This window comes from Lactobacillus porci, assembly GCF_009695985.1.
GTDB classification, from domain to species: domain Bacteria; phylum Bacillota; class Bacilli; order Lactobacillales; family Lactobacillaceae; genus Lactobacillus; species Lactobacillus absianus.
The window spans coordinates 1-24,224 of record NZ_VUMX01000003.1 but is presented as its reverse complement, the minus strand read 5'-3'; the positions used below and the strand labels follow the sequence as shown (position 1 = coordinate 24,224).

The window sequence follows — 24,224 nt, the reverse complement described above, 5'->3', positions numbered from 1 at the left end:
GATGACCAAAAAACAAGTTAATGAATCTTCAAAAGAATTGGGCATGGACAGCAAGGATGAAAAGAAGGGCAAGCCAGGCAAGCTGAAGATTTCCGTTCACGCGATCCGCAAGGGCGAAAAGAAGCCGGCAAATAAGAAGCCAGGCAAGCGCCGCGGCAACCGGTCAAACGGCGGTCAAGGCAATAGCAGCCGCCGCCCGGCAGCCCGCGACCTGCTCAAGAATTTGAAGCAAAAGCAGCGCGTTGAAGAAGTTCATTTGAATGAACAAAGCCAAGCAGCGCGCAAAGAATACCAAAAGAACTTGAACAAGCCAGCTCAAGAAGCTCCAGCAGCCAAGAAGGCTGAGAGCGAGCCGGCAGCTGCTTCAGCATCAGCATCCAGCTCAAAGGTTAGAGGCCCGAAGATCCTTAAGCCGTCTCCAGCCCGCATGAAGCAAAATGAGACTCCTTCTGAAAACCGCTCCCGCGGCAACGGCGAACGCAGACATGCCAGCCGCCCAAGCAAGCGGCCAAGCAGCGGCAGCCAAAGACCAGACTTTTCCGCAGCGCCAATGGCTGCGCCAGAGCCAAGCAAGGACAACCGCCGCCGAGGCGGCAAGCCAGGCCGCAAGGGCCAAAATGCCGGCTTCCAGCCAGATCACAGCCATTCAGACCGGGCCGAGCGCCGCAAGAAGAAGAACAACAAGCATCAGCAAAGCGCGCAGCCGAAGAAGCAGCCTACCCAAAGAAAGGAACGGCCATTGCCAGAAAGCTTTGAATATGAAGTTGGCATGAATGCCCAAGACCTGGGCAAGATCCTCCACCGCGAGCCAGCGGAAATCGTGAAGAAACTCTTCATGCTGGGGATCATGACCAACCAAAACCAGTCCCTGGACAAGGACACGATCGAACTGCTGGCAGCCGACTACGGCATTGAAGCAGTTGAAAAGGTTCACGAAGACATTTCCGACATCGACAATATTTTTGAACAGGAAATGGAAGCTTCCAAGGAATCCAAGAACCAAACCGTCCGTCCGCCAGTAGTTACCATCATGGGTCACGTTGACCACGGTAAGACGACCTTGCTGGACCGCTTGCGCCACACCCGGGTTTCAGAACATGAAGCCGGCGGGATTACGCAGAGCATTGGTGCCTACCAAGTCCGCATCAACGACCGTTTGATCACTTTCCTGGACACGCCAGGTCACGCGGCCTTCTCAAGCATGCGTGCCCGCGGGGCTGAAATCACGGACATCGTTGTTTTGATCGTTGCCGCTGACGACGGGGTTATGCCACAGACCATTGAAGCCATCGACCACGCTAAGAGCGCGGGCGTGCCAATCATCGTGGCCATCAACAAGATGGACAAGCCAGGCGCCAACCCGCAGCACGTCACTGAGCAGCTGATGAACTACGAATTGATTCCAGAAGCTTACGGCGGCTCCACGATCTTCGTTGACATTTCAGCCAAGACTGGCCTGGGCATTGATGAGCTTTTGGAAAACATCATTCTGGAAGCCGACATGCTGGAACTGAAGGCTGATCCTAAGCAAAAGGCGATCGGTACGGTAGTTGAAGCCCGTTTGTCACGGGGCAAGGGGCCAGTTGCCGACGTTTTGATCCAGCAAGGGACCCTGCGCGTCGGTGACCCAATCGTTGTCGGCGACACCTTCGGTCGCGTGCGGACCATGACCAACGATAAGGGCCGCCAAGTCAAGAAGGCCACGCCAGCCATGCCGGTCGAAATCACTGGCTTGAACGACGTGCCGGAATCAGCCGACAAGCTGGTCGTCTTTGAAGATGAAAAGACGGCCCGTGCGGTTGGTGAAGCCCGTGCCCAACAAGCTCTGCAAAAGCAGCGTGAAAACGTGCAGCACGTCACTCTGGACAACCTGTTTGACACGATGAAGCGGGAAAGCATGAAGTCAGTCGACATCGTTTTGAAGGCTGACGTGCAAGGCTCCGCTGAAGCCTTGGCTCAATCCTTCCAAAAGATTGACGTTGAAGGCGTCCGCGTCAACATCATCCACTCTGGCGTTGGTGCCATCAACGAAAGCGACGTTACCCTGGCCAGCGCTTCAAACGCCCTGATCATCGGGTTCAACGTCCGGCCAACGGCCATGGCCAAGAGCCAGGCTGCCCAAGAAGGGGTCGACATCCGCCTGTACAGCATCATCTACAAGGCAATCGATGACGTTAAGGCCGCTATGCAAGGGATGCTGGAACCAACTTATGAAGAAAAGGTAATCGGCAACCTGACTGTCCGCGAGACTTGGAAGGTTTCCAAGATCGGGACGATTGCCGGTGCTTTTGTCGACAACGGCTATGTCAACTCAGATGCCGGCATCCGGGTAATTCGCGATGGCGTCGTCAAGTACGACGGCAAGGTTGCATCCCTGCGCCGCTTCAAGGATGACGTCAAGGAAGTCAAGGCAGGCTTTGACTGTGGCTTGACCATTGAGAAGTTCAACGACATCAAGGTCGGCGACCAGCTTGAAGCCTACGAGATGCAAGAAGTTAAGCCTAGCTAACGGAGGTTGCAATGAAGCATAGAAAAGGACGCGTCGAAGGCGAGATCCTGCGTGAACTGACCAAGATCATCCGCCGCGACATTCGTGATCCGCGCGTCAGCGGGGTAACTTTTACCGCCGTTGAATGCAGCAACGACTTTTCTTACGCGACCGTCTACTACAGTCTGCTGACCGATGATGCGGAAAAGCAGAAGGACGCGGAAATTGGCTTGGAAAAGGCCAAGGGGACCATGCGCCACTTGCTCGGGCAAGTGCTGACGGTCTACAAGGTTCCAGAATTGATCTTCAAGCGGGACCAGTCCGCGATCTACGGGAGCAAGATCGACCAGTTGATTGCTGACTTGCACAAGCAAGAGGAAGATCGCTAAAAGTCGGATTTGAAGAAAATAAGCAGCAAAGCGCCTCAGGGCGCTTTTTTGCTGGAGAAAACATGAACAGGAAATTGAGGCGAGGACAAGACATGTATAACGGAATCATTGTAATCGACAAGGATGCGGGCATGACCAGCGGGGACGTGGTCTACAAGCTGCGCAAAATCCTGCATACCAGAAAGATTGGCCATGCCGGCACCCTGGATCCCAGCGTGACTGGCGTCTTGCCAATTGCCGTCGGCCAGGCAACCAAGCTGATCGAATTGATGCATGAGCGGCCAAAAGCCTATGAGGGTGAAGGAATGTTTGGGGAAGCGACCGACTCTTACGACTTGGACGGGACCGTCACCAAGACGGCCAGACTGGCCCGGCCCTTTACCAGCGCGGAAATTCAGGCAGGCATGAAGCAGCTTACGGGAGACATCAGCCAGCTGCCCCCAATCTATTCAGCCGTCAAAGTCAATGGCAAGCGCCTCTATGAGTATGCCAGAGCCGGGATTCCGGTTGAGCGGCCCGCCCGCGCGGTGCACGTGGCCAGCTACGAGCTGGTTGGAAAGCCCAAGTGGGATGAAGCGCAGGCAAGAGAAAGCTTTGCATTTAAGGTTGCCTGCTCTAAGGGAACCTATGTCAGAAGCCTGGTCAATGATCTGGGCGAAAAAATGGGCGTCCCGGCGGTCATGACCCGCTTGCGGCGGACGGCCAGCTCCGGTTTTGACCTGCAGCAGGCCGTGACTTTGGATGAACTGGAAAAGCATCTGGAGCAGATTGATCAGTATCTGCAGCCAATCGATGCTTTTTTCAAGGACTACCAAACGGTAGATCTGGACGAACAAAGCTGGAAGCAAGTGCAAAATGGGGCCTGGATCAAGCTCAAGGCTGATGCAGACAAGGTCGCTTTGCGGTACAATAATAGAGTTAAAGCGATTTACCGGGCAAAAGGTGGCGCGACCTACTGTCCGGATTTGATGCTGCTAAGTAATGAGTAATTGAGGGATTTAGTTTGAAAACAATTAACATCAGCTGTCCGATCGACCAGCCGCTGACGGATGGACCAGTCGTTCTGGCCTTGGGCTTTTTCGACGGGGTGCACATTGGTCACCAGCGCCTGATCGCCGAAGCGCGCTCAGAAGCTGACCAAAAGGGCCTGCCGTTGATGGTCTTGACCTTTGACCGCCACCCGAAAGAAGTCTACGCGGGCGTAAAGAATTTTGCCTACTTGAACTCACCGGATGAGAAGGTCTATGAAATGGAAAAGATTGGCGTGGATTACCTGGTGATCATGCAGTTTACCAAGCAATTCAGCCAGCTGGCCCCGCAGGATTTTGTGGACCGGATCATCATGAAGCTGCAGGCAGACACGGTCGTCGCCGGCTTTGACTATACCTATGGATCAAAAGACGTGGCCAATATGACCAATCTGCCAAAGTTTGCCAAGGGCCGCTTTGCGATCAAGGTCTTGCCCAAGCAGATTTTTGAAGGACAGAAGATCGGCTCAACCGAGATCAGGGAGGCCATCAAAAAGGGTGACCTGACTTTGGCCACGGAGCTTTTAGGCCACCCGTACACGACCAGCGGCAAAGTCGTTCATGGCTTCCGCAATGGCCACAAGCTGGGCTATCCAACGGCTAATCTGTCCATGGACTGGCCCAAGGTGCTGCCAAAGATTGGCGTGTACGCGACTATGACTCGGGTCAAGGACCGGTGGTATGAGTCAATGACCAGCGTGGGCTACAATGTCATGTTCAACGATGAAAAGCAGATCTACATTGAGTCCAATCTTTTTGACTTTGACCAGGATATCTACGGGGAGACCATCACGATTGCCTGGTACAAGTATCTCAGGAATGAGCTGAAATTTGCCAGCCTTGACGGCCTGGTCGCTCAGCTTAAGCAGGATCGCATTAACGCGGAAGCTTATTTTGACCAAACGGTCGAATAGGAATGCTATGCAAAATAAGATAAAAAGAGCCAATATTGCTTGGCTCTTTTTTCTTCGAAAAAAATTAGCATTCAGCTTGACTAACTGCTAATTTCTTGTTAATCTATACCATGTTAGCACCTGGAAGATGTGAGTGCTAAATGTGAGGGCGATAATTATGTTGACCGAACGTCAAGAACTTATACTAAAGACAATCATTCAGGACTTTACCAAGACCCACGAGCCTGTGGGGTCAAAGACGGTCATGAATCAATTGCCGATCAAAGTATCCAGTGCGACTATCCGCAATGAAATGGCGGTCTTGGAAGAGGCGGGGCTGATCGAGAAGACCCACTCTTCCAGCGGCCGGATTCCTTCAACAGAAGGCTATCGATACTACTTGGACAACCTGGTTCAGCCCCTCCGGCTGCCGGAAGCCGTCTATACCCAGATCGGCTCCCAGTTTGACCAGCCGTTCAACCAAGTTGACGAGATCGTCAAGGAAGCAGCCAAGATCCTGTCTGATCTGACCGACTACACGGCCTTCGCGGAAGGGCCAGAGGCCAGAGGGGTCAGGATCACGGGCTTTCGGATCGTGCCCCTGGCGCCCCGGCAGGTGATGGCCATCTTGGTCACCTCTGACGGCGGGGTCAAGAACCAGCTCTACACCTTGCCGCGCCACATCTCAGGCGATGAGATCGAGCGGGCGGTGCGGCTGATCAACGACCAGCTGGTTGGCAAGAGCTTGGGCGAGATCAATAAAGAAACTTTCCAAGCCTTGTCCAGCAGCAACATCGTGGGCAAGAACGCGCCAGAATTCCTGGAGCTTTTGGAATCAGTGATCAAGGAAGCTGCCAGTGAGCAGCTTTACGTCGATGGCCAGCTGAACCTGTTGAACAACACCGACAAGAGCGATATTGACGACATCAAGTCCCTATACCAGCTGATCAACACCGACAGTCTGGTCGGCGAACTAATCGACATTGGGGATGAGGACGAGAACGGGGATTCCAAGCGCTATCCAGTCCACGTCCGCCTCGGGACTGAATTGCCCAGCGACCTGCTCCGCAATTTCAGCCTGGTTACCGCTGAATACAGCGTAGGCAAGTACGGCCATGGGACGATCGCACTACTGGGTCCCCGCAATATGCCATATTCAGAAATGATTGGCCTGATGGAATTCTTCAGGCAGGAATTGGCAAGAAAATTGCTGGACTACTATGGCAGATTTAAATAAGGAGGTTTGTCGTGAGTAAGGAAGAATTTCCAAGCGAGAAAGACTTGACTCAAGCAGACAAGCAAACAAAGCAAGACAAGAAACATGCCGCCAAGGCAGAGAAGACCAAGCCAGCGGCCAAGCAAGATCCAAAGAAGGACGAGCTGGCTGACTTGCAAAAGCAGCTTGCAGAGCTGACCGCCAAGAACAAGGAGCTGGAAGACAAGTACCTGAGAAGCGAGGCCGAGCAGCAGAATGCCCAGCGCCGCTACAGCAAGGAAAGAGCCAACCTGGTCAAGTACGAGTCCCAGCGCCTGGGCAAGGATATCCTACCAAGCGTGGACAACTTGGAAAGAGCCTTGGCAGTCAAAGCCGATGATGAAGTTTCCGGCCAGCTCAAGAAGGGGATTGAAATGACCCTGGAAGGTCTGGTCAGAGCCTTGAAGGACAACGGCATTGAAGAAATCAAGGCTGAAGGCGAGAAGTTTGATCCGACATTGCATCAGGCGGTACAAAGCGTGCCAGCTGAGAATGATGATCAAAAAGACCACGTCGTGCAGGTTCTGCAGAAGGGCTACGTCTACAAGGACCGGACCCTGCGGCCAGCCATGGTTGTCGTGGCTCAGTAAGACAGCAATCAAGCAATCAAACAATTTATTCGAAATTTTTCAATCTAACAAGGAGAGCAAAACATGTCAAAAGTTATTGGGATTGACTTGGGTACGACCAACTCAGCAGTTGCAGTTTTGGAAGGCAAAGAACCAAAGATTATCACCAACCCGGAAGGGGCTAGAACTACCCCTTCAGTAGTTGCCTTCAAGGATGGCGAGATTCAAGTCGGTGAAGTTGCCAAGCGGCAAGCGATCACCAACCCGAACACGATCGTTTCCATCAAGCGGCACATGGGTGAAGCTGACTACAAGGTGAAGGTCGGCGACAAGGCCTACACCCCACAAGAAATCTCCGCTATGATCCTGCAATACATCAAGAAGTTCTCAGAAGACTACTTGGGTGAGCCGGTTACTGACGCGGTTATTACCGTTCCAGCCTACTTCAACGACGCTCAGCGGCAAGCAACCAAGGACGCCGGCAAGATTGCTGGCCTCAACGTGCAGCGGATCATCAACGAACCAACTGCTTCAGCTTTGGCTTACGGTCTGGACAAGGATGAAGACGACGAAAAGGTCTTGGTCTACGACCTCGGCGGTGGTACCTTCGACGTTTCCGTCCTGCAATTGGGCGATGGCGTCTTCCAAGTTCTGTCAACCAACGGTGACACCCACCTGGGTGGTGACGACTTTGACAACAAGATCATCGACTGGCTGGTAGCTGGCTTCAAGGAAGAAAACGGCGTTGACCTGTCAAAGGACAAGATGGCAATGCAACGCTTGAAGGATGCCGCTGAAAAGGCCAAGAAAGACTTGTCAGGCGTATCTTCAACCCACATCTCCCTGCCATTCATCTCAGCCGGTGAAGCAGGTCCTCTGCACCTGGAAGCAGATCTGACCCGGGCTAAGTTCAACGAACTGACTGACGACCTGGTTCAAAGAACCAAGATCCCATTTGACAACGCTTTGCGTGACGCTGGCCTGTCAGTTGGCGACATCGACAAGGTGATCTTGAACGGTGGCTCAACCCGGATTCCAGCCGTGCAAGAAGCCGTTAAGCAATGGGCTGGCAAGGAACCAGACCACTCAATCAACCCAGACGAAGCCGTTGCTTTGGGTGCCGCTATCCAAGGCGGGGTAATCTCTGGTGACGTTAAGGACATCGTTTTGCTGGACGTTACCCCATTGTCACTTGGGATTGAAACCATGGGTGGGGTCTTCACCAAGCTGATCGACAGAAACACCACCATCCCAACTTCCAAGAGCCAAATCTTCTCAACCGCAGCTGACAACCAGCCAGCCGTTGACATTCACGTTCTGCAAGGTGAACGGCCAATGGCAGCTGACAACAAGACCTTGGGCCGCTTTGAATTGACTGACATTCCAGCCGCTCCACGTGGCGTGCCACAAATCCAAGTTACCTTCGACATCGACAAGAACGGGATCGTCAACGTTTCAGCCAAGGACATGGGGACTGGCAAGGAACAAAAGATTACGATCCAATCAGCTTCTGGCTTGTCAGATGAAGAAATCGAAAGAATGAAGAAGGAAGCCGAAGAGCACGCTGAAGAAGACAACAAGAAGAAGGAAGAAGTCGACCTCAGAAACGAAGTTGACAGCCTGATCTTCCAAACCGAAAAGACTTTGAAGGAAGTCGACGGCAAGTTGCCTGAAAGCGATGCTAAGCCAGTCAAGGACGCTCTGGAAGACCTGAAGAAGGCCCAAAAGGACAACAACCTGGACGAAATGAAGACCAAGAAGGACGCCTTGACCAAGGTTGCTCAAGAATTGGCAGTCAAGCTTTACCAACAAAACGCCCAAAACGGGCAAAATGGTCAAGCCGGCCCACAAGGCCCAGCCAATGGCGGCAACAATGGCAACAACGGCGACACTGTTGACGGCGACTTCACCAAGGTAGACCCAAACAAGTAAAGCGACTATAATTGAACAAAAGGAGAAGAACTGCATGAAGTAGTTCTTTTCTTTTGTTAACAAGAAGGAGCGTAAAGATAGATGGCAGCAAATCGGGATTACTATGATATTTTGGGCGTCAGCCGGGATGCCAGCGATGCTGAGATCAGCAAGGCATACCGCAAGCTGGCCAAGAAGTATCACCCAGACTTAAACCATGAACCCGGTGCGGAAGAAAAATACAAGGAAGTCAACGAAGCTTATGAAGTTTTGCATGACCAGCAAAAGAGACAGCAATACGACCAGTTCGGCCAGGCAGGCATGAATGGTCAGGGCTTCGGTGGCCAAGGATTTGGCGGCCAAGGCTTCGGTGGCGCTGGTTTCGATGATTTTGGCGACATCTTCAACAGCTTCTTCGGCGGTGGTGCCAGCCGGCAAAGAGTCGACCCGACAGCGCCGCAGCGTGGTCAGGACCTGGACTACACCATGACTATTGACTTCATGGATGCGATCAAGGGCAAGACGACCGATATTACCTACACCCGGAGCACGACTTGTGAGGCCTGCGGCGGCAACGGTGCTGAAAAGGGCACCCACCCAATTACCTGTGACAAGTGTGGCGGCAGCGGGATGATGACGATTACCCAAAGATCCGTCTTGGGCATGATCCAGCGGCAAACCACCTGTGACAAGTGCTCAGGCCGCGGCTTCATCATCCAGCACCCATGCAAGAGTTGCCACGGGGCAGGGACGGTCGACAAGAAGCAGACCCTGCAGGTCAAGGTGCCAGCCGGCATCGATGACGGCCAGCAGATCCGCCTGGCCGGGCAAGGCGAAGCCGGGAAGAACGGCGGCCCTTACGGGGACCTTTATATCGTCTTCCGGGTTCGTCCAAGCAAGGACTTTACCAGACGCGGGCAGACCATCTACACGACCGTGCCGATCTCTTTTGCCCAAGCTACCTTGGGCGATGAGATCAACATCAAGACGGTTTACGGGGATGCCAAGCTGAAGATCCCAGCCGGGACTCAGCCAAACCAGAAGTTCACCTTGAAGCAGAAGGGCGTTCCAAACCTGCGCGGGGGCGAGCCTGGCGATCAGATCACCACGGTTGAGATCGTGATCCCTAAGAACATCAACGAAGCGCAGCGTAAGGCTTTGCTTGAATTCGTCAAGGCCTCCGGCGGCTCAATCGCTCCGCAGGAAAAGGGCTTCTTTGAGCGTTTGAAGGACAAGCTCAGCTAAACAAGCGAATAGATTGATTAAGCCTGGCTTTGGCAACAAAGCCGGGCTTTTTTCGCGGTCAGGACTAATAGGGGACAAGGCCGGCAAATTCAGTTATAATAGTTAGGTATTAGATAAGGATGCGAGAAAACACATGGATTTAGCAAAACTCAAAGATTATCAGCAGCACATCCGCAACTTTTCGATCGTGGCCCACGTCGACCACGGCAAATCGACCATTGCCGACCGGATTCTGGAACTGACGGATACGGTATCAAAGCGGCAACTGAAGAATCAGATGCTGGATGACATGCCACTGGAACGCCAGAGAGGGATTACCATCAAGATGAACTCGGTGCAGGTCAAGTACCACGCCAAAGACGGTGAAGACTATATCTTCCACTTGATCGACACCCCCGGACACGTCGACTTCTCTTACGAAGTTTCCCGGTCTTTGGCAGCCTGTGAAGGGGCCTTGCTGGTTGTGGACGCGTCACAAGGGGTGCAGGCCCAGACCCTGTCCAACACCTACCTGGCTTTGGAAAACAACCTGGAAATCCTGCCAGTCTTGAACAAGATCGACCTGCCAAGTGCCGATCCCGACATGGCCAAGGAAGAAATCAGCGAAATGCTGGGGATTGACGCGACAAATGCCGTTGAGGTCTCCGGCAAGACCGGGCAGGGGATTCCTGACCTTTTGGAAAGAATCGTCACTGACATCCCAGCTCCGGTAGGCGATATCGAAGCCCCGCTCAAGGCCCTGATCTTCGACTCCAAGTACGATGACTACCGCGGGGTCGTCATGCAGGTGCGGATTGAAGAAGGATCCGTCAAGCCGGGCGACGAAATCATGATCATGAATACGGGCAAGAAGTATGAAGTGACCGAAGTCGGCGTTTCCAGCCCGCACCCAGTCAAAGAAGACATCTTAATTGCCGGCGACGTTGGCTACATTACGGCCAACATCAAGTCAGTCCGTGAAACCCGGGTGGGCGACACCATCACCAGCGCCGCCCACCCAACGGCCAAAGCCCTGCCTGGCTACCGGCAGATTCCGCCAATGGTCTACTCCGGGATGTACCCAAGCGACAACCGGGATTACGATGACTTGAAAGAGGCCCTGCAGAAGCTGCAGCTTAACGATGCTTCCCTGGAATTTGAGCCGGAAACTTCACAAGCCCTGGGCTTTGGCTTCCGCTGCGGCTTTTTGGGTCTTTTGCACATGGACGTGGTTCAAGAGCGCCTGGAGCAGGAGTTTGACCTGGATTTGATCATGACCGCGCCATCCGTTGACTACCACGCCATCATGCCGAATGGCGAAGTCATGCTGATCGACAACCCGGCTGACCTGCCAAGCGCCGGTGAATACAAGGAGCTGCAGGAGCCTTACGTGAAGGCCGAGATCATGGTGCCTAATGATTTCGTTGGTCCAGTCATGCAATTATGCGAGAAGAAGCGCGGGGAATTCCAGACCATGGACTACCTGGACAAATACCGGGTCAATGTGATCTATGAGATGCCTTTGGCGGAAATCATCTATGACTTCTTTGACCAATTGAAGTCCTCAACCAAGGGTTATGCCTCTCTTGACTATGAGATTATTGGCTACCGGAAGACTGATCTGGTCAAGATCGACATCCTCTTGAACAAGGAGCCAATCGATGCATTGAGCTTCATTGCCCACAGAGACGAAGCCCGCGACCGGGCCGTGCAGATGACCAGTCTGTTGAAGAAGCTGATCCCGCGGCAGAACTTCGAAGTTGACATTCAAGGGGCCATCGGGTCCAAGATCATTTCCCGGGCCACGATCAAGCCATACCGCAAGGACGTTACCTGGAAGATCCACACGGGTGACCCTGACCGGCGGGCCAAGCTGCTTGAAAAGCAGAAGCGGGGCAAGAAGCGGATGAAATCCGTTGGCCGGGTAGAAGTTCCGCAAGATGCCTTTATGGCCGTCCTGCGAATGAATGACGACGATATCAAGGGCAAGTAAACATGGCTGAAGACAGACAAAATTCTGGCAAAAAGCAAAAGCTGAGCATGCTGCTGCTGCGGATCGCGGCGGTCATCCTGCTGCTGGTCGGCCTGATATTGGTGTTCAACCGGCAGATCAGCGGTCTGGTCGTCAAGCAGAACTCACAGAGTGCTTTGAAGGGCCTGACGGCCGAGCAGGTGGTCAAGAACCAGCGGCAGAAGGCAACTTATGACTTCAGCCAGGTCAAGGAGATTGACCTGGCCCAGGCGGCCAGGAGCCGGGTCAGGCACACGGCTGGCGCGGTCGGCGCCATGGCGATTCCCAGCGTCAAGCTGTATCTGCCGGTAATGCTGGGCTTGTCGGATGATTCCCTGTCAACTGGCGGGGCCACGATGCGAGCTGACCAAAAGATGGGCAAGGGCAACTATCCCCTGGCCGGTCACTATATGACCGAAAAGGGCATCCTGTTTTCGCCCCTTGAGGACGTCAAGCTCGGGGCAAAGGTCTACTTGACTGACCTGAAGCAGGTCTATGTCTACCAGATCAACTACAAGAAAGTCGTTAATCCGTATGCCGTCTGGCTGGTCAACCAGACCAAGCAGCCCATGGTGACCCTGATCACTTGTGCTGACGGCGGGAGGAACCGCTGGGCTTTGCGGGGGAAGCTGGTCAAGCGCGAACGGGCAAGCGACAAGAAGCTGGAGATGTTTAAACTAAGATAATGAAATGGCAAGAAAGAAAAGCCGCGCCATTGTCTCAAGAACTGATCGATGAATATCAACTTAGCCCATTGGCGGCTAAGTTGTTTTCTTTGCGAGGCATTGACACGGCGGAAAAATTGAACTTTTGGTTCACGGCAACTGAAGCAGACCTGGCTGATCCATACCTGATGCATGATATGGACAAGGCCGTCGACCGGATCAACCAGGCTCTGGACAGCGGGGAGAAGATTACGGTCTATGGCGATTATGATGCCGATGGCATTACCGCCACGACGATCATGGTTGAGATGCTGGGCATCATGGGCGGGGACGTCCACTACTTTATCCCCAACCGCTTCAAAGACGGCTATGGGCCAAGCCTTGACCGCTACAAGGAGATCGTGGCCGACGGGACGAAACTGATTATCACCGTCGACAATGGGGTGACCGGGCTTGAAGAGGTCGCTTATGCCCAGGAGCATGGGGTTGACGTGATCGTGACCGACCACCACACCTTCAAGGACAAGATGCCGGAGGCGTGCGCGATCGTGCACTGCAATTATCCAGGCCAGGCCTATCCTTTTGATGACTATTGCGGGGCCGGCGTGGCCTACACTATTGCCCGGGCAGTCTTGCAGGATACGGCCAGTGAATTTTTGGAGCTGGCGATGATTGGGACGATTGGCGATATGGTCAAGGTGTCAGGAGAAGGCCACGTCATCGTCAAGCGTGGCCTGGAACTGCTGAACCAGACGGCCAGACCGGGCTTGCGGGCCCTGATTGCCAACGCAGGGCTGACCATGGGCCAGATTGATGAGACCGACATCGGCTTCAAGATCGCGCCCCGGCTTAACGCCTGCGGCCGCCTGGATGACGCGGCTTTGGCCGTCAAGCTTTTGCTGGCGGAAACGCCGGAAGAAGCCAAGCAGCTGGCCGACCGGGTGGAGAAGCTGAATACCGAGCGCCGGGAATTGACGGCCCAGACGACTTTGGAAGCTGAGCAGCAGGTAGTCAAGCAGGGCTACCAGAGCCAAGCCACGCTTACTCTTTATGACCCTGACTGGCATGAAGGGGTCATGGGGCTGGTTGCCAACCGGATCGCGGATGAGTACCACAAGCCGACTTTGATGCTGACCAAGAATGGGGACGGCATGATCAAGGGGTCAGGCCGGTCCTCAGAGAAATTTGGCTTCAATCTGTTTGATGCCTTAAAGCCCCTGGAAGGGACGACCCTGACCCAATTTGGCGGCCATGACTATGCCTGCGGTTTGTCGCTGACGCTAGACAAGCTTGACCAATTGCGGGAGGATTTTGAAGGCAGCTTCCAAAAGCAGGACCATCTGCAGGAAACGGTCAAGCAGTACGACGGCGAGATCAAGCCGTTGGATGTCAGCTTGGATGCCGTCAGCCAGCTGGCTCTGGTTGGTCCTTTTGGGACTGACAATGAAGCCCCGGTCTTTTCGGTGACCCAGCCAAAGATCAGCGGTTTCCGGGCCATGAAGAAGGGCTGCAGCTTCAACGTTGCCAATGTGCGGGCCATCGATTTTGACCACAAGATTACAGAAATGGTGCTGCCCTTTATCGACAAGCTTTACGTGAGTCTGAGCACGAATACTTTCCGGGGCAAGACGAGCGTTCAATTCCAGGTGGCGGGCGTGCACTACGGGCAGCCGATCTACCTGGCCCAGCAGAAGGTGGTTGACTTCCGCCAGCAGGAAGACCTGCTGGGCTTCGCGGACAAGTATCTCTTGTTTGACCCCAAGAATGCCCAATTGGCGCAAAAGCGCTATGGGATTCCGGCTGAGATGCTGACCATGGCCAAGGATGATGAGGACCTGAGCGAGCAGATCGTAACCGTCTTGGACGTACCCGCCAACCCAGACCAGCTCAACTTCGTCCTGGCCAAGGACTACAAGCAGCTCTACTTGCGCTTCCAGCTGGACCGGCTGCCAGGCAAGCAGCTGCCTGGCCGGGAGGCTTTCGGCCGGGTCTGGGAGTACTTCCGCGCTCATCCTGGGCAAAAGGCGAACAATTACCTGCAAGCCGCCGGTCAGCTTGGATTAAAGCCGGAAGGTCTCCTTTTCATTTTGAGGGTGTTTTTTACGCTTGATTTTGTTAAAATGGAAGGAGACAAGTTGGTGCCAAGTCCGAATTTGACTAAGAAGAGCTTGAATGATTCGGGCTACTACCGTTCAGTGAAGGCCCAGATTGCGTTCGTGAACAGATTACGAACAATCTCGACAAATGAGCTGCTGCGTTACGCCAACGGTCTTAGTAGACGGAGGATATAGAAATGTCAATTGATTACAAGAAATACATCGCCAGCATCAAGGACTTCCCTAACGAGGGGATTATCTTCAGAGACATCACTCCTTTGCTGCAAGATGGTGAAGCTTTCAGAGCAGCGACCCATGATATCGCTGAATATGCCAAGAGCCGCCATGCTGATGTGATTGTCGGGCCTGAAGCCCGGGGCTTCCTTGTTGGCACGCCAGTGGCCATCGAACTGGACGTTGGCTTCGTGCCAGCCCGCAAGCCGCACAAGCTGCCACGCGAGGTTGAAAGCGCGGCCTATGACTTGGAATACGGTTCAAACGTGCTGGAGATGCACAAGGACGCGATCAAGCCAGGCCAAAGAGTAGTGATCTGCGACGACTTGATGGCCACTGCCGGCACCCTGCGCGCGACCAAGGAATTGATCGAGCGCCTTGGCGGCAAGCTGGTCGGTGCGGCCTTCTACATCGAACTGACTGACCTGAAGGGCCGGGAAAAGTTCCCTGACGTTGACATCTTCTCACTGGTGCAATACCACGGTGCCTAAGCACGAAGACAGACTGAATGAACAAGAAAAGCCAGCAAGCAGTGCTTGCTGGCTTTTTAGCAACAGATTTTCCAAAAACAAGACAGGCAGGTACAAGAAATGAAAGATCAATCTTCAAAGCGCTATCTGTGGGTCACAGTTCTCAACGTGATCATCACGGCCGCGGAATTCATCGGGGGCTTCCTCTCCGGGTCGCTGGCCCTCCTCTCGGATGCCTTGCACAATCTCTCAGACGTGGCTTCAATCATTTTGGCCTTCGTCGCCAATCTAATCTCCAAGAAGCACAAGGACGCTCACAAGACTTTTGGCTACCGGCGGGCAGAAACCCTGGCTGCCTATACCAATGGGGTCGTTCTGCTGGTCATCAGCGTCTACCTCTTTTTCTCGGCCATCCAGCGCTTCAGTCATCCTGAGCCAATCGAAGGCCGGATCATGTTCATCGTCTCCCTGGTTGGGCTGGCGGGGAACCTCTTGTCCATGCTGATCCTGCTGAGCGGGGCCAAGAACAGCTTGAATGCCCGGGCCTTGTTCTTGAACATGATGTCCGATACCTTGTCGTCAGTGGCCGTGGTCGTTGGCTCAATCGTCATCTATTTGTGGGATTGGACCCTGGTGGACCCGGTTTTGACCCTGGCGGCCTCAATTATCTTGCTGAAGGAGGCTTTTGAGGTCACCAAGGACTCGGCCAACGTCTTAATGGAGACCAACCCGGATATCGACCTGGAAGAGGTTGAGCGGGCTGTCCTGACCTGTCCGGGGGTCAAGAAAATCCACCACGTGCACATTTGGCGCTACAGCGACGATATGGTGATGCTTGACGCGCACATCAACGTTGATGATGACTTGACCGCGGAAAGGATCGAGGCAATTGACCAGGAGATTGCCGTCATCTTGCGGAAAAAGTTCGGCATCAACCACGTGACCGTGCAAGCCGAATGCGAGCGGGGGATGAACGAGGACATCATCTCCTCGGATGTTGATGATTAAATAAAAATTAGGAAGCTTTCTTATCCGGTCCTGGGGAAATGTGCTATAACTAGGTTGGTAACGGAAAACAGCGCTTTCATTGCGAAAAAACTTGCTTATTTACGCGCTGGAGCAGGAAGAAGGACTTTTTAGGAAAAATATGATTAAAATGAAAAGCTCTTTAAAAAGCTGTTGCCAAATCTAAAAATGAGTATTATATTAAACACATAAACAACTAGTGATTGAAACATTTAGGAGGTAAAAAATCATGGCTAAGAAAGATCTTGATTGGGCAAACATCGGTTTTGCTTATCACCAAACTGACAAACGCTATGTGGACGAATTTCACGACGGTGCTTGGCAAGGCGGCAAGCTGACTGCTGACCCGAACGTTGTTTTAAATGAATGTGCTGAAACCCTGCAATACGCACAGCAAGTCTTTGAAGGGATGAAGGCCTACACTTGGAAGGACGGCTCTGTCGTTGTCTTCCGTCCAGACCAAAACGCTGAAAGAATGTACAACTCAGCCAAGCGCCTGGAAATGGCACCATACCCAAAGGACCAATTCGTCAAGGGCATTGAAGAAGTCGTAAAGGCCAACGTTGACTGGGTACCACCATATGGCTCAGGCGCGACCCTTTACCTGCGTCCTTACGAAATCGGGACCACGCCAGTCATCGGCGTTGCTCCAGCCAGGGACTACATGTTCAGAATCTTTGCTACTCCAGTAGGCCCATACTACAAGGGCGGGGCTACTCCAGTTGCCATCCAAGTTGCGCAATACGACCGTGCCGCACCTCGCGGGACTGGCCACGTTAAGGCGGCTTTGAACTACGCCATGAGTTTGAAGGCGACTGTAGGCGCGCACAAGGACGGGTTCTCAGAAAACATGTACCTTGACCCAGCTACGCAAACCTACATTGAAGAAACCGGTGGCTCAAACATCATCTTCATCGACCAAAACAACCACTTGGTCGTACCTAAGTCAAACTCAATTTTGCCATCAATCACTAGACGCTCAATTGTATACTTGGCAGAACACTACCTGAACTTGACCGTTGAAGAAAGAAAGGTTCGCTTCGACGAAATTCCTTCATTCAAGGAATGTGCATTGGTTGGTACTGCAGCCGTGCTGTCACCAGTTGGCAAGGTTGTCAACGGCGACCAAGAAATCAACTTCCCATCAGGGATGGAGAAGCCAGGCAAGTTCATGGGTGAGCTTTACAACACCTTGACTGGCATTCAAAACGGTGAAATTGAAGCTCCAGAAGGCTGGATTCACCACGTATTGTAAAAATGCGCTAATTAATAGCGACTCGCGAGAGCCGCTATTTTTTTGCCCTTTTGGCCAGGCGTGAGAAACTGCTATAATAAAGGCTAGCAAACTAGCGAGGTAGATTGATGAACAAATTCTGGAACCATATTGATCAAAAGTACTTTAAAATCGCCATGTACTGTCTGGGCACGGTTTTTGCCGGCTTGATCATCCTGCTTTTGGCCTATGAGTCATCAGGCTTCTGGCAGCGGGTCGGCAAGATCCTGGCCGCGATTGCCCAGCCGCTGACTTATGGCCTGGTCTTGACCTATTTGCTGATGCCGGTGACCAATTTTTTTGACCGGAAGTTTTCAAAGGGCAGCAGCAAGGGGGCCGTGGCGACGGCCAGCCGGTCCATGGCCGTGGCATTGACCATTGCCTTGGTCCTGCTGGTCTTACTGCTGGCCGTGGGCGCGATTGTCGTGACTTTTTCCAAGCAGCTCAGCCATTTCAGCCTGGCCAGCATCGACAGCCTGTATGACCAGCTGAAAGCCCAATACAGCAGTTTTATCAGCGAGATCATGTCTTATCTGCAAAAGCAGGGCTGGTCAACCAGCGGCATCATGGCTTACATGCAAAAAGGGGTCGGCCGGGTGACCAGCTTCTTGAGCGACTTCTTCTTTGGAATGATTTTTGCGATCTACTTCCTTTACGATGGCCAGCGGATCGCGGCTTACTGGAAGCGCAGCCTGGGAACCCTGCTTAACAAGCGGGTGATTCGCGTAATCAGGGTCTTTTTAGCTGATGCCGATCAGGCCTTCTCCGGCTATATCCGGGGACAGATCATCGACGCCTTCATTGTCGGCCTCTTAGTCAGCCTGGCCATGCTGATCGCCAAGGTGCCATACGGCCTGCTGATCGGGATGGTAACCGGGATTGGCAACCTGATCCCATACTTTGGGCCAATTCTGGGCTATGGGATGGTCATCCTGGCCTGCACCCTCAGCCAGAACATGGAGGCCTTGATCGTGGGGATGATCATCCTCTTGATCATCCAGGCCATTGACGGCAACGTGCTCAACCCCAAGCTTTTGTCCTCAGCCATTCACATCCATCCCTTGTACGTGATTGCCTGCGTGATCGCCGGCGGCGCTATGGGCGGCTTTGTGGGGATGCTGATCGCCGTGCCAATGGGGGCCTTGCTGAAGACGGAATTTGAGCGCTTGATCGCCTACCGGCAAAAGCAGCTGGCCGAGAGCGGACAAGCAAAAGAAGAGAAATAGCACGAATAAACTCTGCACAGCGTGCAACCAAAAAAGGATTCGCCAAGCGAATCCTTTTTTGCATGCTTTTCATAAAGACTAGCGCTCTTTCATCAGCGGCCGGTAGACCAGGTCGATCAGGACCGCGGCCAGGAAGGCCGAAGACAAGGCCGTCAGCAGCTCTTTCAGGCTGATGGCCGGCATGGCGATGCCCAAGAGGGCCAACAGGCAGGTCAGGAGAATGTCGGCTGATTGGACCAGGGCAACGGGCTTAGACGGGGCTGATTGCCAGAAAAAGCCACGCGTCCGGGTGATCAGGACGATCATCATCGCGCTCATGACCAGGAAGACGTAGACCATGGTGCCGGTCTGCCCGTGGCTGACGCCAAGCTGGCCCAGGCCAGCCACGAAGGCAAAGCCAATCGCGGTCCAGGCTGCCGCCAGGGAGAAGGAGATCTTAGCCAGCTTGCCCATGTCCCAGTTTTCCGGCTGGTAGCTGATCTGGGTCTTGTCGGTGCCAATCATCATCGTGACCATGTTGTTCATGATCGTATAGATGACCATGGCGTTCAGGGCCATTGGCAGATAGCCGAAGACCAGGTAGGAGAAGGTCAGCAGCATGGTCAGCTCCGCCGTTCTGGCCAGCTTGGTCAAAGACCAGGTGGTCATCCGCTGGTAGACCCGGTGGCCGGCATCCAGAATCTTGACGATCGGCATTAGGCCATCATCGAGCAGGACCATCTTGCCGCTTCTCTTGGCCACGTCAGCGGCATTGGATACGGCGATGCCGACTTCAGCCTGCTTGAGGGCAGGGGAGTCGTTGACCCCGTCGCCGGTCATGCCGACGATGTAGCCCAGCTCCTGGAAGTGCTTGACCATAGCCAATTTGTCTTCTGGCAAAACGTCCGCGATCCCTGCCAAGTTTTTGACGTCGGTTTGCTCATTAAAGTCGGAAATGGAGATCACTTGTCCCTTTAAGGCAACCTGCTTGGCCACGACTTCAGCCGTCCGCTTGTTGTCGCCGGTCAGCATGATGGGCTTGATGCCGCGCTTGACCAGCTCGGCTAAGGCAGCTTTGGAGTCAGGGCGGACCTTGTCTTGGGTGATAAAGACGCCTGCCAGCTTGTCATCGATCACGGCAGCGACTGAACGCCCTTGGGTAAAGTCGACCTGGCTGGCCTTAATGGCTGCCTCAGGATCCAGCTTGGCCAGCTGCTTAAAAGAGCCCAGCTTGATCGTTTTGCCCTGGCACTTGGCCATGGAGTAGCCCCGGTCAGAAGTGAAGGGGCTAAAGGAATCAGCTGGCGCTGCCGGCAGATCCCGCTTTTGCAGGTAGCTGAGGATGGCCTGGTCAATCACGCTCTGGTTGCGCAGGTCAGCCGCGGCGCCGATCAGGGGCAAAACGTCCGCATCGGCCTGACCGGTCAAGTTGCTGAAGGATGAAACTGCCGTCTTGTTTTCAGTAATCGTTCCCGTCTTGTCCAAGAGCAGGAGATTGAGGTTGGCCGCGTCCTGGATCCCGGTCAAGTCACTGGTCAGGACGCCTTCTTTTGACAGGCGGGTCGCCTCAAAGGAATTGGACAGGGCAAAAGTTGAGGGCATGGCCACCGGAATCGAAGCAATGAACATCATGGCCAAAAACGGCAGCATTTCCAGAATGTTCTCGCCCCGGATCAAGGCGGCAATGATCAAGATCAGGGTCAAAACGCCGTCGAGCAGGCAGAGATAATAGATAATTTTGGTCAGCAGCTGCTGCAAATGGCCAGGAGCTGCGGAGTTGTTGATCAGGTTGATCGTCTGCCCGCTTCTGGAGTTGACCCCGACGGCTATGACTCGGGCCAGGGCCTGGCCGCTCATTACGGTCGTCCCCGCGAAGGCCTGGTCGCCCTTTTGCTTGTCAATCTGCTTGGATTCACCGGTAATCGATGATTCATCTAGCTTCAAGGTCCCTTCGACCAGCTCAGCGTCCGCGGCTAAGACGTCCCCGCGCTTAAGGCTGATCAAGTCGCCCTTGACCAGGTACTTGGAGTCCAGCTTGCCCCAGCGGCCGTCCCGCTCAACCGCGACGACCGGCGTCAATTCATGGGAAATGTCACTGAGGACCTTGCGGGACTTCTTCTTCTGGGTGGCCCCATTGTAGGCCGCGAACAAAAGCATCAATAATACGAAGAAGGACTGGATCCACTTGCCCAGAGCACATTCAAGCAGCAGCGCCCCTTCCAGGATCCAGGCTGACAAGTTCCAAAGCTTGCCAGCAAACTCCTTCCAGAAATTGAACTTGGGCTCGGGCACCTCGTTGAGTCCGTCCCTTTTCAGCCTTTCTTCGGCTTCTTTTTGCGTTAAGCCATGTACGTTCATCTGATTGCCTCCTTAATAACCACTACCAGTGTAGCCCAGGAGTTGATATAAATAAAATACTGATTTATGATTAAGAATATTGAAAAAGCTGATATGGAACAAGGAGCAGGACAGATGAATTTGAAGCAATTGCAGTATTTCGCGCTCGTGGCTGAGGAAGGGCAGATCACGTCCGCAGCCAAGCAGCTGTTTATTGGCCAGCCGGCCTTGAGCTACCAGCTCAAGCAGCTGGAGGATGAACTGGGGGCCAAGCTGTTTGCCAGACAGCCCCATGGGATTGAGCTGACGGATGCCGGCAAGAAGCTCTACAGCTATTCCAAGCAGATTTTGACTTTAGCCCAAAACGCTGAAACGGAGATCAGGGAGATCCAAGCCGGCCAGCTGGGCAGCGTTCGTCTGGGCTCAGTCTCAAGCTCGATTGGCGTCTTGCCCTCCAGCCGGCTGGTGGCTTTTGTCAAAGAGCATCCTGGGGTAGCTTTGGACATCCTGGAAGACAATACTTATGGCATTTTGGACAAATTAAAGAACAATCTGCTGGATTTGGCGGTCATCCGGACTCCCTACAATCGGGTCAACCTGGCGGCGATCGACGTCAGTGATGAGCGGATGACGGCGGTTACGCGGCTAGGCGCCTTTGCCGGCAAGGAGACGGTCAAGCTGGAAGATCTGGCTGGGCAGCCTTTGGTCATCTACCGCCGCTTTGAGGGGATGTTCAAGGAGACTTTCACGGAAAAGGGGCTGAAGCCCAATTTCGTGATTAAGTGCGACGACTCCAGAACCGCCATCCGCTGGAGCGACTCAGGGCTAGGAATTGCCTTGGTGCCCGAGTCGATTGCGGCTGCTTATGCCAAAGGACAGATCTACCCGATTGACCTGGACCAGTGGCGCACCCGCCTGCAGCTGGTCTGGCGCAAGGATCAGGTAGTCACGCCCTTGATGAGACAGATCATTTCCTTATATGAATAATACTTATTTTGAAAGAAAAACGGATTTTTTTGCCTTATAATGATAGAGTGTTGAAAAAGCTACAATAATCAGCTGCAAGATGAAAGAGGGAATTACTAATGCTGGAAAAGAGCTTCTACAAGACGCTGCTGAGCCACTCCTTCAACATCCCGGTCAGGGTCAACTACTGGGACGGCAAGTCAGATGTGTATGGAGCCGGAGACCCGGAAGTCACCATTACCTTCAATGAAAAGATTCCAGTGAAGGCCGTGGCTGCCAACGCCTCCCTTGCCTTGGGCGAAGCCTATATGGACAAGAAGATCGAAATTGACGGGAGCATCCAAAAGCTCCTGACGGCGGCTTATGAAAGCTCCGAAAGCTTCATGCGCAATGCGAAGCTGCGCCATTTTCTGCCAAAGCAGAGCCACAGCGAGCGCCAGTCCGTCAGCGACATTCAAAGCCACTACGATGTCGGCAATGATTTTTACAAGCTCTGGCTGGACGATACCCTGACTTATTCCTGCGCCTACTTCACCAATGGCAATGTAAATGACTTGAAGGAAGCGCAGATTGCCAAGGTCCACCATATCTTGAACAAGCTGCACCCGGAAAAGGGCAAGACTCTGCTGGACATCGGCTGCGGCTGGGGGACCTTGATGCTGACGGCGGCCCGGGAATATGGCTTGAAGGTTACCGGGGTGACCCTGAGCGAAGAGCAGTACTACCTGGTCAGAAAGACGATTGAAGCCGAAGGGCTGCAAGACGTTGCGGAAGTCAAGCTGACCGACTACCGGGAATTGGGTGACCGGCAATGGGACTATGTCACTTCCGTGGGGATGTTTGAGCACGTGGGCCAGGAAAACATGGGCTTGTACTTCAAGGACGTTGCCCGCTATCTGAAAAAAGACGGCGTGGCCCTGATTCACGGAATCACCCGCCAGCAGGGCGGGGCCAACAATGCTTGGATCAACAAGTACATCTTCCCAGGCGGCTATGTGCCTGGCCTGGCGGAAATGGTCGGCCATATCGTTGACAACGGGATGCAGCTGGCTGATGTAGAAATGCTCCGCCGCCACTACCAGCGCACTCTAGAAATCTGGGACCAGAACTTCAATGACCACCGGGCGGAAATTCAAGCTCATTTTGGCGAGCGCTTTACCCGGATGTGGGATCTCTACCTGCAGGCTTGTGCCGCTTCTTTTGAATCCGGCAATATTGACGTCATGCAGTTCCTGTTGACCAAGGGGCCATCCGGCAAGAACCTGCCAATGACCCGCGACTACATGAGCAATCAGCAGTAGGTGCCAAGCAGAAGACAGAAAAATATCGCAATGACATGCTCCCCCGACCAAGGTCGGGGGTTTCTTTATAGGCTAGTGCTCACGCGCAGCCTACAGCTTCTGAGAACAACCAACTTATTCTTGCAAGCAGGATTGGCCGAAGTCAAGCCTGCTTTTTTACTGGTTCTGTCCAGCAAGCTGAACAGCAGTACAAAAACAGAGGTTAGTCTATTTATCACGGAAGTGCCCCCTCCGACGATTCCGCCAAGCCGCATTCACTGCTGTTTGACGGTACGATTTTTTCTTGCCCAGCTCTCTCAGAGCTGGGCAAGTCCTTTAAGCAAAATATTGATTGATGCATTGATGTCACGGTCATGATGCGCCTTGCAGAATAGGCAGTCCCATTCCCGCACTGACAGTGGCTTCTTGCCCGTATCCTTGCCGCATTTTGAGCAGATTCGGCTGGTGTATGCTGGATTGACCTTGATGAGGATCTTTCCGTACTTCTTGCATTTGTATTCCAGCATGTCACGAAATCTGCCCCAACTTTGACGCAGAATCGCGCGGGCAAGGTGGTGATTCTTCGTCATGTTCTTGATCTTGAGATCTTCAATGACGATGACGTCGTATTCCTTTACCAGCTGATCCGTGATCTTGTGCAGATAGTCATCGCGCTGATTCGTGATGCGGCTCATATAGCGGTTCTTGGCGACATTGGCTTTCTGCCAGTTGCGATAGTCAGACAGGCTTTTTGCGCCAAGAACCTTTTTGTTGGCGTCCTGCTGCGACTTAACCAAAGCCAAATGACGGCGCTTGGATGACTTGCTCTGCCAGATTTCTGCTTGTTTCTCGCAGTAATCTGATGAGAACTTGTCAAACTTTCTGCCGTCTGACAGGATGGCCA

The 24,224-nt window shown here is 53.5% G+C and carries 19 protein-coding genes; 17 read left to right on the top strand and 2 right to left on the bottom strand.

Going from position 1 to position 24,224, the window contains the following annotated elements:
* Nucleotide 1 precedes the first annotated feature (1 nt).
* The 15 genes from infB to FYJ62_RS01665 all read left to right on the top strand — a co-directional run bounded on the left by infB (nt 2) and on the right by FYJ62_RS01665 (nt 18,758).
* A complete protein-coding gene (gene infB / locus FYJ62_RS01735) occupies nt 2-2,509 on the top strand; it encodes a translation initiation factor IF-2 (RefSeq protein WP_154547136.1) in 2,508 nt (835 codons plus the stop codon).
* An 11-nt stretch (nt 2,510-2,520) separates the two neighbouring features.
* The gene (locus tag FYJ62_RS01730) at nt 2,521-2,877 is read left to right on the top strand and encodes a ribosome-binding factor A (RefSeq protein WP_154547134.1); all 357 of its coding nucleotides are present in this window, start codon (nt 2,521-2,523) and stop codon (nt 2,875-2,877) included.
* Between the two features lie 92 nt (nt 2,878-2,969).
* Nucleotides 2,970-3,866, top strand: a complete 897-nt coding sequence (gene truB / locus FYJ62_RS01725) for a tRNA pseudouridine(55) synthase TruB (protein WP_154547132.1) — start codon at nt 2,970-2,972, stop codon at nt 3,864-3,866.
* Between the two features lie 14 nt (nt 3,867-3,880).
* Complete coding sequence (ribF, locus tag FYJ62_RS01720; RefSeq protein WP_154547130.1) at nt 3,881-4,819, top strand: riboflavin biosynthesis protein RibF; 939 nt, start codon at nt 3,881-3,883, stop codon at nt 4,817-4,819.
* Nucleotides 4,820-4,976: 157 nt separating this feature from the next.
* Nucleotides 4,977-6,035, top strand: a complete 1,059-nt coding sequence (gene hrcA / locus FYJ62_RS01715; RefSeq protein WP_154547128.1) for a heat-inducible transcriptional repressor HrcA — start codon at nt 4,977-4,979, stop codon at nt 6,033-6,035.
* Between the two features lie 11 nt (nt 6,036-6,046).
* Complete coding sequence (gene grpE / locus FYJ62_RS01710; protein ID WP_206988329.1) at nt 6,047-6,643, top strand: nucleotide exchange factor GrpE; 597 nt, start codon at nt 6,047-6,049, stop codon at nt 6,641-6,643.
* Nucleotides 6,644-6,706: 63 nt separating this feature from the next.
* Nucleotides 6,707-8,554, top strand: a complete 1,848-nt coding sequence (gene dnaK / locus FYJ62_RS01705) for a molecular chaperone DnaK (protein ID WP_154547126.1) — start codon at nt 6,707-6,709, stop codon at nt 8,552-8,554.
* Between the two features lie 81 nt (nt 8,555-8,635).
* Nucleotides 8,636-9,778, top strand: coding sequence for a molecular chaperone DnaJ (gene dnaJ / locus FYJ62_RS01700; RefSeq protein ID WP_154547124.1), 1,143 nt, complete (start codon nt 8,636-8,638; stop codon nt 9,776-9,778).
* Between the two features lie 133 nt (nt 9,779-9,911).
* Nucleotides 9,912-11,750, top strand: coding sequence for a translation elongation factor 4 (gene lepA, locus FYJ62_RS01695; protein ID WP_154547122.1), 1,839 nt, complete (start codon nt 9,912-9,914; stop codon nt 11,748-11,750).
* A gap of 2 nt (nt 11,751-11,752) precedes the next feature.
* Nucleotides 11,753-12,454: a class A sortase gene (locus tag FYJ62_RS01690; RefSeq protein WP_154547120.1), complete on the top strand. Its 702-nt coding sequence runs from the start codon at nt 11,753-11,755 to the stop codon at nt 12,452-12,454.
* Nucleotides 12,454-14,724: a single-stranded-DNA-specific exonuclease RecJ gene (gene recJ, locus FYJ62_RS01685; RefSeq protein ID WP_154547118.1), complete on the top strand. Its 2,271-nt coding sequence runs from the start codon at nt 12,454-12,456 to the stop codon at nt 14,722-14,724. The genes FYJ62_RS01690 and recJ overlap by 1 nt, the downstream gene beginning before the upstream one ends.
* A gap of 2 nt (nt 14,725-14,726) precedes the next feature.
* Nucleotides 14,727-15,254 (top strand): adenine phosphoribosyltransferase, encoded by a 528-nt coding sequence (locus FYJ62_RS01680; RefSeq protein ID WP_154547116.1) that lies wholly within the window; start codon nt 14,727-14,729, stop codon nt 15,252-15,254.
* Nucleotides 15,255-15,353: 99 nt separating this feature from the next.
* Nucleotides 15,354-16,241: a cation diffusion facilitator family transporter gene (locus tag FYJ62_RS01675; RefSeq protein ID WP_154547114.1), complete on the top strand. Its 888-nt coding sequence runs from the start codon at nt 15,354-15,356 to the stop codon at nt 16,239-16,241.
* A 247-nt stretch (nt 16,242-16,488) separates the two neighbouring features.
* Nucleotides 16,489-17,514: a branched-chain amino acid aminotransferase gene (locus FYJ62_RS01670; RefSeq protein ID WP_154547112.1), complete on the top strand. Its 1,026-nt coding sequence runs from the start codon at nt 16,489-16,491 to the stop codon at nt 17,512-17,514.
* Nucleotides 17,515-17,621: 107 nt separating this feature from the next.
* Nucleotides 17,622-18,758 (top strand): AI-2E family transporter, encoded by a 1,137-nt coding sequence (locus FYJ62_RS01665; protein WP_154547110.1) that lies wholly within the window; start codon nt 17,622-17,624, stop codon nt 18,756-18,758.
* A 78-nt stretch (nt 18,759-18,836) separates the two neighbouring features.
* On the opposite strand, the gene FYJ62_RS01660 is transcribed toward FYJ62_RS01665, so the two are convergent.
* On the bottom strand, nt 18,837-21,095 hold the full coding sequence (locus tag FYJ62_RS01660; RefSeq protein WP_154547108.1) for an HAD-IC family P-type ATPase: 2,259 nt from the start codon (nt 21,093-21,095) through the stop codon (nt 18,837-18,839).
* Nucleotides 21,096-21,209: 114 nt separating this feature from the next.
* Between FYJ62_RS01660 and FYJ62_RS01655 the strand changes: the two genes are divergently transcribed.
* Together FYJ62_RS01655 and FYJ62_RS01650 are read left to right on the top strand one after the other, a co-directional pair.
* Entirely contained in the window at nt 21,210-22,061 is an 852-nt protein-coding gene (locus tag FYJ62_RS01655; protein ID WP_154547106.1) for a LysR family transcriptional regulator, read from the top strand.
* A 98-nt stretch (nt 22,062-22,159) separates the two neighbouring features.
* Nucleotides 22,160-23,341, top strand: coding sequence for an SAM-dependent methyltransferase (locus FYJ62_RS01650; protein WP_154547104.1), 1,182 nt, complete (start codon nt 22,160-22,162; stop codon nt 23,339-23,341).
* A gap of 296 nt (nt 23,342-23,637) precedes the next feature.
* Here FYJ62_RS01650 and FYJ62_RS01645 read toward each other — a convergent pair.
* A partial coding sequence (locus FYJ62_RS01645; RefSeq protein ID WP_154547102.1) for an RNA-guided endonuclease InsQ/TnpB family protein occupies nt 23,638-24,224 on the bottom strand: 587 nt, incomplete at its 5' end.